11 protein-coding genes are annotated in these 11,287 nt (G+C 58.0%); 3 read left to right on the top strand and 8 right to left on the bottom strand.

The genetic code is table 11. From position 1 onward, the window contains the following. Position 1: 1 nt before the first annotated feature. The 3 genes from JZX88_RS17150 to JZX88_RS17160 all read right to left on the bottom strand — a co-directional run bounded on the left by JZX88_RS17150 (position 2) and on the right by JZX88_RS17160 (position 3,694). Entirely contained in the window at positions 2-1,921 is a 1,920-nt protein-coding gene (locus JZX88_RS17150) for a beta-N-acetylhexosaminidase (RefSeq protein WP_206914271.1), read from the bottom strand. Between the two features lie 43 nt (positions 1,922-1,964). Continuing rightward, entirely contained in the window at positions 1,965-2,747 is a 783-nt protein-coding gene (locus tag JZX88_RS17155; RefSeq protein WP_206914272.1) for an SDR family oxidoreductase, read from the bottom strand. An 83-nt stretch (positions 2,748-2,830) separates the two neighbouring features. After that, entirely contained in the window at positions 2,831-3,694 is an 864-nt protein-coding gene (locus tag JZX88_RS17160) for a MurR/RpiR family transcriptional regulator (RefSeq protein WP_142858135.1), read from the bottom strand. A 243-nt stretch (positions 3,695-3,937) separates the two neighbouring features. Here JZX88_RS17160 and JZX88_RS17165 point away from each other — a divergent pair, with 243 nt between their 5' ends. Then, the gene (locus JZX88_RS17165; RefSeq protein WP_174030502.1) at positions 3,938-4,423 is read left to right on the top strand and encodes a hypothetical protein; all 486 of its coding nucleotides are present in this window, start codon (positions 3,938-3,940) and stop codon (positions 4,421-4,423) included. A 152-nt stretch (positions 4,424-4,575) separates the two neighbouring features. Here JZX88_RS17165 and JZX88_RS17170 read toward each other — a convergent pair whose 3' ends face one another. From JZX88_RS17170 to JZX88_RS17190, 5 genes are all read right to left on the bottom strand, one after another. Continuing rightward, positions 4,576-5,688, bottom strand: coding sequence for an ABC transporter ATP-binding protein (locus tag JZX88_RS17170; RefSeq protein ID WP_065114239.1), 1,113 nt, complete (start codon positions 5,686-5,688; stop codon positions 4,576-4,578). A 188-nt stretch (positions 5,689-5,876) separates the two neighbouring features. Beyond that, positions 5,877-7,109 carry an ABC transporter substrate-binding protein gene (locus tag JZX88_RS17175; RefSeq protein ID WP_065114240.1) on the bottom strand — a complete coding sequence of 411 codons (1,233 nt, stop codon included), beginning with the start codon at positions 7,107-7,109 and terminating at the stop codon, positions 5,877-5,879. Positions 7,110-7,147: 38 nt separating this feature from the next. Continuing rightward, entirely contained in the window at positions 7,148-8,005 is an 858-nt protein-coding gene (locus tag JZX88_RS17180; protein WP_065114241.1) for a carbohydrate ABC transporter permease, read from the bottom strand. Beyond that, positions 8,002-8,886, bottom strand: a complete 885-nt coding sequence (locus tag JZX88_RS17185; protein WP_206914273.1) for a carbohydrate ABC transporter permease — start codon at positions 8,884-8,886, stop codon at positions 8,002-8,004. The genes JZX88_RS17180 and JZX88_RS17185 overlap by 4 nt, the downstream gene beginning before the upstream one ends. 12 nt (positions 8,887-8,898) lie before the next feature. After that, positions 8,899-10,080 (bottom strand): Gfo/Idh/MocA family protein, encoded by a 1,182-nt coding sequence (locus JZX88_RS17190; protein WP_206914274.1) that lies wholly within the window; start codon positions 10,078-10,080, stop codon positions 8,899-8,901. Between the two features lie 41 nt (positions 10,081-10,121). Between JZX88_RS17190 and JZX88_RS17195 the strand changes: the two genes are divergently transcribed. Next, positions 10,122-10,439: a hypothetical protein gene (locus JZX88_RS17195; RefSeq protein WP_206914275.1), complete on the top strand. Its 318-nt coding sequence runs from the start codon at positions 10,122-10,124 to the stop codon at positions 10,437-10,439. Between the two features lie 80 nt (positions 10,440-10,519). Then, entirely contained in the window at positions 10,520-11,275 is a 756-nt protein-coding gene (locus JZX88_RS17200; protein ID WP_065114245.1) for a GntR family transcriptional regulator, read from the top strand. Positions 11,276-11,287: the final 12 nt, after the last annotated feature.

The following is an 11,287-nucleotide window of genomic DNA, read 5'->3' on the forward strand; positions in this document are numbered from 1 at the left end:
CTTAATAAACCGGGCTCAAGGGAACGATGGCGGAGAACCGCAGCCAGTCCTTCTGCGCCTTCGGCGTCCATGCCGCCTCGGCAATGGCCGGCAGCCTCGGGAAAACCAGATGGTTGAAATAGGCGCGGTTGAGGAAATGTTCGGACCAGATGCAGGCCTGAACGCCCTTCATCCGCTCCTTTAATTCCTCGGGAAATTCGCCGACGGCCTCATAGGCATAGGTATGCGAGGGCGGAACGGTGCCGGCCCAGCTTGCACCCGGCTCCTGCCAGGCTTCATCCTGCACCATGTCGAGATAATAGGCCTGACCCGGTGTCATCACCACGTCATAGCCCTGTTTTGCAAGCTCAAGACCGACTTCCGGCTTCTGCCATGCCATCAGCAATGTTCCAGCCGGGTCGACACCGCCGCCGTGGGAAACCTCGTCCCAGCCGGCAAGCTGGCGGCCACGCTCATGCAGCATCCCCTGAATGCGCTTCATGAAATAGGACTGGATGCCGAAGGTGCCGTCCAGCCCCTCCTTTTCCATCAATGCCTTGGCAAGCGGCGAGGCCAGCCATGAACCATCCGCAACCTCATCGCCGCCAATATGGATCAGCCGCGACGGGAACAGCTCCACCATCTCGTCAAATATCTTGCCGAGGAACTCATAGGTCAGCTCGATGGCCGGGTTGAGCGCGTTGTTCGGATATCCCTGCACCGAGCGATAACTGTCGGGCGCTTCCTGCCCATCCGTCAATTCCGGATAGGCGACGAGAGCCGCCGTGCTGTGACCGGGAATATCGACTTCCGGCACGATTTCGACATTCAACGCGGCCGCATGGGCAACGACCCTGCGGACGTCGTCCTGGGTGTAATAGCCCGAAACCGGTTCGGCCCCGTTGCCAAGCTGCGGCAGAAGCGGCGCATCCGGACCACGGGTCGCACCCACGGTGGTCAGCAGCGGATAGGCCTTGATTTCCAGACGCCATGCCTCGTCATCCGTCAGGTGCCAATGGAACCGGTTCATGCGCAGCCATGCGAGAATATCGATGAGCCGCACGACATCGCCGGTCGGATAAAATTGCCGCGAGACATCCAGATGGCAGCCGCGCCAGCTGTAACGCGGCGCATCGCTGATGCTGCCGGACGCCGGGAACCGGAATTGGGGATCGATGCGCGCGCCATGCAGCAGTTGCGCCAGAACCGTCAGGCCATATTGCAGACCGGCAGCGGCCGAATATTCCACAACAACCGCTTCTCCGGAAAAGGTGAGACGATAACCTTCGGCTTCCAGCCCGCTATGCTGTTTGAAATGAAGCGGCTTTCCCTCATGAACCGGTGCAAGGCTGAAGGGCACATGTCCCACGGCAAAAAGCCTGCGGAACAGGGAAAGCACGGTTTCCACCGCAAGAACCTCTTCCGTGCTTGCGTCTTCCGTCGGGAAAAGCGCGACAGGAAAGCCCTCGCCCGGTTCGGCATTGATTTCAGCAGGCCATGGCTGGATGGCGAAAGGCAGGTCGAGCTTTCCTTCCGGGAGCAGCACCGGAGCCGGCTCGCTGTGACGCCCATCCAGCATCAAATCGCCGACATCAACGGCGCGATGTGTGCCATCGGCAAGGCTGACATAGGCGGATTTCGCCCCGTCGGTGCGATGCCGCGCGGGCCTCAGGAGGCCATCGACGGTAAAGCGCCAGGATTTCCCCGCTTCGAGCACGAAACCGGCTGGCGGCGCAAATTCATGGAAATTGGCATTGCGGCGCAGATAAACGGCATTGCCGCAAACCGGCTTGTCCACCGTCCGCGTCAGCGACGTATAGACGATGCGAAAATCCTTCAGCGGCTCACGCGAAAGATTGACCAGCGTGAATGTAAAGCCGCCGGATGCGGACTCTGCTAGCGGATGCCATGAATTTTCGAGACGGTAATTTGCGAGCGCCATGATGCTCCCCTCCATTGCGTATTGAGCCCGTGAAAGGCTTCGATCAGTAGTGTTCAGACTGCGAAAAAGTCCGGGCCAACGGCGCCTGCCCCGCCGTCAGCCCGCAGTCGACCGGCAGGCACACGCCGCTGATGGCCTGTGCCTGCGGACCGGCCAGAAATGCGACGGCGCTGGCCACATCTTCGGGCCGCACGATCCGTTGCAGCGGATACCAGTGCTTCGCCTCCTCGAAGACTTGCGGATTGCTGGCCGCCCGTGCTTCCCATGCCTGCGTGCGCACGGTTCCGGGCGCCACGGCGTTGGAGCGGATACCGAATTTTCCGTATTCGACGGCGATCAGCTTCGTCAGATGGATCAGCCCGGCCTTGGCCGCGCTATAGGCCGGATGGCCGAACACCGCCATGCCATTGACGGAGGTGATATTGACCACAGACCCTTGTGTCCGCTTCAGCGCATCCTCGAAAGCCCTGAAGCAGAGAAACGGCGCTTCCAGATTAAGGGCATTATCCCTGCGCCATATGTCGGCGGTCGTGTCATGCAGGCTGACGGCCCTTGCAGCACCCGCATTGTTAACGAGGGTCGCGACATCACCCAGTTCCGAAACCTCGGCGGCCAGCCGCGCAAGGTCCTGTGGATGGGTTACATCGCAGGTCTTCGCGACGAAGCCGGGGCCGGAAAGCTGGGAAAGCGCATTGGACAAGGCGTCGGCATCGATATCGACGAGCACCACCTTCGCATGGCTTTCAGAAAGTGCTGCCGCAATCGCCCGGCCAATATCACCTGCCGCACCGGTCACGATAGCGAGCTGGTCTTTCCTGTCCTGCATCTCCTACAACTCCCTTGAAGCTTTCCAATCCACCGCGGGGCGGGGTCTCAGGCAAAACGGTCCGTGTTTTTCATCGTCCGCACTCAGTCACCGAGCAATTGCTTGTCATCCGAATCGCGATGCTCCACGAGCTGCTGCTTGATGTGGCGCAACGTCACCATCGACCTCTGCCGATGGTGATAGGCGGCAAGCGTCGCCAGAATATCGACGGCCGCCAGATAGGCGTAACGCGATGAGGTCGGGCGGAAGATGTTGTTTCCCTCGGGCACATTGACGGCCACGACGATATCGGCCGCCGCGGCAAGCGGCGTGTCACTCTGGGTCAGCGCGATGGTGGTCACCCCCATTTCCCGCGCCAGCCTGAAACACTTCACCAGCTCCATGTTGCGGCCGGAAAAGGACGAACCGATAATCACGTCTTCCTTGCGCGCGGCGGCCGTCATCATCAGCTGCATGCTGTGATCGGCGCTGGTGGAGACACGCAGGCCAAGGCGGAACAGCCGGTTCTGGATTTCCGAGGCGATCATCGAGGAATTGCCGCCGGCACCGAAGGCGTAGATCATGCCGCCATTGGCGATCTTGATCGCCGCCTTTTCGGCAAGGGCAGGATCGAGCGTCCTGTGCAGCAGGAAAAGCGCTTCCTGCGCCTTGGCAAGCACCTCTTCGGCAACATCCGACGGTCCGGTGCTCGATGGTTCCGAGGTCAAATAACGAATACCGACATAAGCGGTCTTGGCGAGGCTGACCTTGAAATCCGAAAAACTCTGGCAACCAAGCCTGCGGCAGAACCGCGTGACTGTCGGCGGGGAAACCTCGGCGCGCGCGGCAAGCTCGATGATCGAGGCGTTAACGGCGAATTCGAAGTCCGAAACCAGAATATCGGCGATCCGCCGTTCCGATTGCGAGAACTGTCCCCTGTCTTCCTGTATTCTTGCGAAAATATCCATGCTCACCGGTCTCCGTTCCGCCAAAACTCAAGCCTTGGCCCCGTTACCGATGCACCCTAATCCAGGACGCCCGTCAACCGTACACACCCATGAATCGACCGCCTTCCATCCCGATGACGACACGCTGCATATCCCTGATTTGAAAATAATTTTCTCTGTTGATTGCGAGATGAGCATATGCCAACAATATTCGCCAGAGAAATCTCCAAATCCTGAAAATAATTTCAACAACGGACACAAATCATGCGCGACCCCTTCAAAAACCCCTTTCCCGAAACAGACATTGCCCGTCATTCCATCTGGGAGATGCTGGTGACGCGGGACATCGACGCTTTCCTCACCGCGGACTGGTCCAAGGTCGCGGATGATTTCGTCGAGGACGGTTTTCTCGGCATCAATGCCAATCGGGATGCGAACCCGGACAATTGGCGTCTGTCCTTCCCTTCGCTCACCGCCTATCGCGACGAGTGGCTGAGACAGGCGAAGGATTTCCAGACCCAGCAATTCGCCGAAGATCCGCGCAATGCGATCTTCACGACCACAACGCTCGAAGAGATCGAAGTGGAGGGTGAGACCGCGCTGGTTCGCAAGAAGTTCGACGGAGGACTTCGCAAGGCTGACGGCAGCTTCGACGTCATGAAATGGCAGACGCTCTATTATTGCCGGCTGCATGAGGGACGCTGGAAGATCAGCGGTTTCACCGGTTACATGCCCAATCCCATGGCCTGACAGAGCAGACATGCGGGAATGTTGCGAACGCCGGGCCGAAAGCCCGGCGTTGTTTTTGCGTCTGGCGGAGACGGATGAAAACCGCCGAAAACGCATCGCGTCAGAAAAAGCCGGGCACGGAAAAACGGATGTCATGGCCCGGCTCCTGCCCTTTATTGGATCAGCTTGAGGACGGAAAGGTCGACACGCCGTTCGAGCGCAATGCCGCTTTCATCGAAAAGATGGCAATCCGCCGCCTTGATGCCGGTGACGATCGGTTCATCAACGACGACAGGCGCAGAACCGGAAAGCAGCGCGCAATAGTTCTCGCCCGTAGGGGCGACGCCATAAGCGATCGTGTTCACCCCCAGCCGCTCGATGACGCTGGGCGCAACCTTCACGTTCAGGTCAGCCGTTTCCAGACCGGTATGTTCCGGGCGAATGCCAAGCGTCAGTTGCCTACCTTCAAGGCCGGCGCGAGGTTCCACCGGTACCGTTACCGTCTGACCCTCATATTCCACAGTCACGCCCTCGGCGCTGACGGACTTGCAGGTGACCTTCAGGAAATTCATTTTCGGATTGCCGATGAAACCGGCCACGAACAGGTTTGCCGGTTTGTGATAAAGCTCGAGCGGCGCACCGACCTGGGCGATTTCGCCGGCGTTCAGCACCACGATGCGGTCAGCCATGGTCATGGCTTCCACCTGATCGTGGGTGACATAGATCATCGTCGCCTGCAGCGTCCGGTGAAGATTGGTAAGTTCGATGCGCATGTCGGCGCGAAGTGCCGCATCGAGGTTGGACAGCGGCTCGTCGAACAGGAATATCTTCGGCTCGCGAACGATGGCGCGGCCGATCGCGACGCGCTGGCGCTGGCCGCCGGACAACATGCCGGGGCGCTGCTGCAGGCGCTGGTCGAGTTGCAGGATCTTGGCAACCCCCTCGACCTTTTCCTTGATCTTGCTCTCTTCCATCTTTTCGACGCGCAGCGGAAAAGCGATGTTTTCGAAAACAGTCATATGCGGATAGAGCGCATAGGACTGGAAGACCATGGCGATGCCGCGTTTGACCGGCGGCAATTCATTGACCTTCACGCCGTTAATGACGACGTCGCCCGCGGTAATATCCTCAAGGCCGGCGATCATACGCAGCAATGTGGATTTGCCGCATCCCGAAGGGCCGACAAAAACGACGAACTCGCCATCCCTGATGTCGAGCTGAACGCCCTTGATGACTTCGAAATGTCCATAGTTCTTGCGGACGTTGTTGAGATAAAGCTGACCCAAAACTTGCCTCTCCCGTCACCAGCCGACATCAGGCTGCGTTCAGAGACGTTCCGAAACACGGGGGAAAACCGTGTCGGATCGGAACCGTTGAAAAAACACGAGAGGACGCGTCCATGAAGGCGGCGATCATTCTCGCGGCGAAATAGCCGGTTGCGGACGACACGCGCCCGCAACCATGCCGATGCGGATTATTTATACTGCTCGAGAGCGGAGGAAGCCTTCTTCGCGGCATCTTCCGGTGTTGCCTTGCCGGTGACGACAGACTGCACCATCTCGATCATCACGTCCTGGAAGCCCTTGTAGTCGGTGAAGAGCGGCTCGGGACCACCATAGGCGATACCGTCGATCAGCGGCTTCCAGAAGGGGTCCTTGGCGACGAATTCATCAACCTTGGCCGACGGACGCAGCGGGGTGAGACCAGCGCCGCCCTGCAACTCGTACTCGCCCTGCGGACCGGGTGAGGTGATGAACTTGGCGAATTCGGTCGCCTTTTCTTCGACACCGGTTCCCTTGAAGATCGCAAGGCTGTCGGTGATGAGCAGCGTGCCGGGACCCTTGGCTTCGGGGCCGAGCGGCAGCGTGGCGATGCCCCAGTTGATCTTGGTTTCCTGCAGGCGGGTTGCGGCACCCGATCCGGCCTGGATCATGCCAACCTTGCCATCAAGGAAGATGGCGCGGATTTCGTTCTGCTCGTAGGCCGTGGGACCTTCGACGGAATAAGGCGTGATGTCCTTGTAAGCCGTGAGCGCTGCAACAACCTGCGGGCTGTCGACGGTGATCTTGTCGCCATCGATGACCTTGCCGTTATTGGTATAAACCCAGTGCATGAACTGGTGCATGGTGTTGTCGAAAGTCTTGGCGGGCAAGCCATAGCCGGCAATGCCGGTCTTTTCCTTGATCTGCTTGGCGAAGGCGATTTCTTCAGCCCAGGTCTTCGGCGGCACTTCCGGGTCGAGACCGGCCTGCTTGAACAGGTCCTTGTTCCAGTAGAGCGCCTTGGTCGAGAACGCGACCGGCACGCCCCACTGCGTATCCTCGAAGGTGACCGTGTCGACGATGTTAGGGTAGTAGCTCTTCTTTTCATCTTCCGTCATCGGCACCGGAACGATGAGATCGTTCTGCGCGAACTGCTTCAGCGTGCGCGAGCCGACATAGGCCATGGCGACCGGGGTGCCGGCGGCGGCAAGCGTGGTGGCCTTGTCCTGGCACTGCTCCCAGCCGACGACTTCGGGCACGACCTTCCAGCCCTCGTTCTTGCCTTCCCATTCCTTGATGTATTTTTCATGGATGGGATCCATCTTGTCGCCGCAATAGATCCAGCTGATCTCCTTGTCAGCGGCATGCGCCGTCACCGTGCCAAGGGCGGTGGAACCGGCAAGTGCGAAAGCGCAGAGCGCCAATCCGTAATGTTTCAGTGCCATAGTAGTCTCCCGTTTTTGGTAGTCGTTCCGGTTGTTGGTTATTTCACCGCGCCTGCGGTTAGCCCGCCGACGAGATATCGTTGCATCAGGAAAATCGCGATCATCGCTGGGGCGATACCGACGAAGCTCGCTGCCATAAGTTCGTTCCAGACGACCTCCTGCCGGCCGAAATAGGCAAACAGACCCACTGGCAGCGGCATATATTCGGTCTTGGAATTGAACGTCAGCGCGTAGATGAATTGCTGCGCATAGGCCTCGATAAACGATGAGATTGCGACGACCGCTATACCCGGCGTTGCTATGGGCAAGACAACCCGACGCAGGGTGTAGAGCCTGCTTGCGCCATCGACATAAGCCGCCTCCTCCAACTCTCGGGGTATGCGGCGCATATAGGTCACGAGGAGCAGGATGCCCGTCGGAATTATGAAAGCGACTCCGGGAATGATCATCGCGAAGTAGGTATTCAATACACCAATGGAGCGCATGAGGCGAAACAATGGAATAAGGAGCACGGCGCCCGAAAACATCTTCACGGCAAGGAATATTCCTAGCAGCAGACCCGCGCCTTTGAAGTTAAAGCGGGCAAACGCGTATGAAGCGGGTATCACGAGTACCAGAACGATGAGCGTAATGCTCCCCGCGATGAAAAAGGAGTTGAAAATATAAAGCGCAAAACCCGGCACGCTGACCCACATCGTCCGGTAGGCCTCGAAGGAGCCATTCTCGGGCCAAAACTTGTAAGGGGACGAAAACAGCAGGCTGAGCGGTTTCAGCGAAACCAGAAACCCTTCCACGAAGGGTGCCAGCACGAAGGTGAGGAACACAGCGACGCCGCAATAGATCCCGACAACTTCATACCATCTGTAGCGGTTGATCATCGCATTTTTGTCGGTCATCGGCTGGCCTCCTGCGAGAAACGGCTGGTGATGCGGAAATAAAAGAAGGTGAAGATCGACAGGAAGATGCAGATCAGCACGGCGCGCGCGGCACCTTCACCATATTTGTAAGCTCCGATCGCCGTCTTGTAGGTATCGATGATCATGGTTGTGGTTTCGCCGTTCGGACCGCCACGCGTGAGAATCCAGATGATATCGAAGGAATTGAAGGTCGAAATCAGTGACAGGACCGACATGGTGATCATGGCGGGCAACATCAGCGGCAGCGTGATACGGCGGAAGCGATAGGCGCGGCTTGCCCCGTCCGTCCACGCCGCTTCGTAAAGGTCCTGCGGAATGGACTGGATGGCGGCCAGCAGATAGAGCGTCACCATCGGCACGCCGATCCACACATCGGTGATGATCGTTGCCCAGAAGGCCGTATTGCCATAGGCAAGGAACGCGACCGGGCCGTTTACCAGACCGAGATTCTGCAGCACGCCGGAAATCATGCCGAACTGGCCGTTATACATCCAGCCCCACATGAAGATGCCGATAGCCATCGGCACGATCCATGGCGGCATTGTCAGGATACGAAACAGTGCCCGGCCAGGTACCGCCGAATTCAGAAGCACTGCACCAAATGTGCCGATGATCATCTTTATCGAAACGGAAAAGAACGTCCAGATAAAGGTCCGCGTGATGACATCGGCAAACGTCGCGTTGAAGATCTTCTCGTAATTGATGAAGCCGACCCAATTCGTCACTTTTTTAAGCGACGCATCAGTGAACGACAGGATGAACGTATCCACGAGCGGATAGGCGACGATTAGAGCGATATATAAAAGCGCCGGCAGAAGAAGACACCAGGCGAAGACGACTGCGCTACGTTTTGCATCCATCGCGCAGCCCCCTCAAGCCGACTTCGCGGCGGGGGATTTCGGCCGCCCATGGAGCGCCAGGTCATATTCATCCCACACAGGTTGGAGATCGACCACCTTGCGGCCGTGACGCGCCTCGTCCATGGCGAGCGCCAGAATACCGGCCTCGATCGCATCGAGCGCGGAAACCGGCAGGGGTGTGCCCTTGACGATATGGGCGACGACGTCCTCGGCCATCTGTTCGTCGGCACCGTAGTGCTGCGAAAGCGTGGTTGCCGCCGAATAGGTCTTTGCCACGGTCTTCTCGTTGGTCCGGGCATTGTGCACGTTGAGGAAGCCGCGCACGAAGTCGCCCTCCGCCATACCCTTGGCGCCGATCACGCAGAAACGGCGGAAATCGTCGGGAACGTTGAGATTGGTATGGAAGGCAAGCGACGCGCCATTTTCATATTCAACGATCGCCGTCTGGTAATCGATGATGTCGCCGTCGCTGTCGAAGACCTTTTCGGAACCCATCCAGCCGCTCGGCTTGCGATGGTAGACCTCCATGTCGTTGATACCGTCATTTTGCGGGGCATTGGCAGGCGTGAAGCTTTTGCGCCCGCCAAAGCTCGATACGAACCGCGGCCTTGCACCGACGACACCATTATAAAGATCGAGATCGTGGCAGCATTTTTCCAGCATGAAGGAGCCGGAATAATGCTCGTAACGCCGCCAGTCGCGCATGAAGAACGCACCATGATAGGGCGGAATATGTTCCGAAGCCTCGATGGAAACGACATCGCCGAGCTTGCCTTCGGCCTGCGCGGCGCGCAGATCGCGGTAAAGCGGCGAATAACGCAGGACAAGGCCGACCAACAGCCGCTCGTGGCCATGCTTGTTGAGCAACCGGGCAAGCTCAAGGCTTTCCTCGATGCTGACGACGATTGGTTTTTCGCTGAAGATGGTGCAACCGGCCTCAAGCCCGATGCGGATATGTTCTAGATGCATATGGTTCGGCGAGCCGATCATCAGAAGATCGAATTTCTCGTTGGCGATGAGCGCCTCGGGACTGTCATACGCCTTGCCGACCGAAATGCCCTTTTCCTGCAGACCCGGCAGACCGGCCGGAGCGGGATCGACATAACCGACGATCTCGAAATCCTTGTCGATTTCATGAAAAACGTAGCCCAGATAACCGAGACGGAATCCGAGTCCGATAATTCCCACCTTCATGAACTTTGTTCCCTGTTCATTCGTAATTCATTTTCGCAGAAGTGACCGTTTCTACGCCGGCCATTCAGTTATCTGCGATAATTTCCCGTCACGATGAAATTAATTTTCAAGACGGTCAAGCTAAATTCGATTTCATGCGCCCGACTGAGAATCAGAAGCCGATTTTTTCCGGCAACGCGGGTGCCGAACAGAGCGCCGATCGCCACCGATACAAAAACAATACCAAAAAAATGCCAATCGTCTATAGCAATATCCACAACTGGAAAATTTTTTTGGTTAATGCGAAAATATCAAGCATGAAGCCTGATTATTCGGCAAACGATCGAATAAAACACCGATTAATCGTACAAATTTGGTAATGGTTCTATTTTGGTATTGCCGATTGCGGCCCGTATGATATAGCCAGACATGGCCAGATCGATTGTGACAGAGGTTATGGATGAACGGGGCAGTGCTTAATCTGGACGACCTGCAATCGGGAGGCGGCGGCCCGCTTTACCTGAAACTGCGTCAGACGATTGAAGACGCCATCAATGGCGGCCGCCTGAAGCACGGTGACGCCCTGCCGCCGGAGCGTGATATTGCAGAAAGCGCCTGCGTCAGCCGCGTCACGGTGCGCAAGGCGGTGGATGATCTCGTGCGTGATGGTCTTCTGGTTCGCAGACACGGCTCCGGCACCTTCGTCGTCAAGCCCATCACCCGCATGCAGCAGCCGCTGACCAAGCTCACCTCGTTTACGGAGGACATGCGCCGGCGGGGAATGACGGCAAGCACCCGCTGGCTGGACCGGGGATTGTTTTACCCGACCGGCGACGAGATGATGACGCTCGGCCTTTCACAATCGGCCATGGTGGCACGGCTTACCCGCCTGCGCCTTGCCAATGATCAGCCGATTGCGCTCGAAGTGACGAGCCTGCCCGGCGATCTTCTGCCCGACCCGCAGCTGGTCGAAAACTCGCTTTATCTCGAGCTTGAAAAAAACGGCATCCGCCCCGTTCGCGCCATTCAACGCATCTCCGCCCGCAATCTGACGGATGAGGAAACGCTGCTGCTCGGCGTTCCGCCAGGCTCCGCCGCACTATCCGTCCAGCGCATGGCCTATCTGGAAAGCGGGCGCCTCATGGAAATATCGCGCGCCCTCTACCGCAGCGACGCCTATGACCTCGTCGCCGAACTGACGATGACCTCCGAGTGAAACACACCGACC

The organism is Agrobacterium sp. OT33 (assembly GCF_017313365.1).
Classification (GTDB): domain Bacteria; phylum Pseudomonadota; class Alphaproteobacteria; order Rhizobiales; family Rhizobiaceae; genus Agrobacterium; species Agrobacterium rhizogenes_A.

Coding starts and splice junctions, on each gene's coding strand:
- JZX88_RS17180 (WP_065114241.1), bottom strand. CDS start 8,005: ATGACCGACAAAAATGCGATGATCAACCGCTACAGATGGTATGAAGTT.
- JZX88_RS17200 (WP_065114245.1), top strand. CDS start 10,520: ATGAACGGGGCAGTGCTTAATCTGGACGACCTGCAATCGGGAGGCGGC.
- JZX88_RS17160 (WP_142858135.1), bottom strand. CDS start 3,694: ATGGATATTTTCGCAAGAATACAGGAAGACAGGGGACAGTTCTCGCAA.
- JZX88_RS17175 (WP_065114240.1), bottom strand. CDS start 7,109: ATGGCACTGAAACATTACGGATTGGCGCTCTGCGCTTTCGCACTTGCC.
- JZX88_RS17155 (WP_206914272.1), bottom strand. CDS start 2,747: ATGCAGGACAGGAAAGACCAGCTCGCTATCGTGACCGGTGCGGCAGGT.
- JZX88_RS17165 (WP_174030502.1), top strand. CDS start 3,938: ATGCGCGACCCCTTCAAAAACCCCTTTCCCGAAACAGACATTGCCCGT.
- JZX88_RS17190 (WP_206914274.1), bottom strand. CDS start 10,080: ATGAAGGTGGGAATTATCGGACTCGGATTCCGTCTCGGTTATCTGGGC.
- JZX88_RS17150 (WP_206914271.1), bottom strand. CDS start 1,921: ATGGCGCTCGCAAATTACCGTCTCGAAAATTCATGGCATCCGCTAGCA.
- JZX88_RS17185 (WP_206914273.1), bottom strand. CDS start 8,886: ATGGATGCAAAACGTAGCGCAGTCGTCTTCGCCTGGTGTCTTCTTCTG.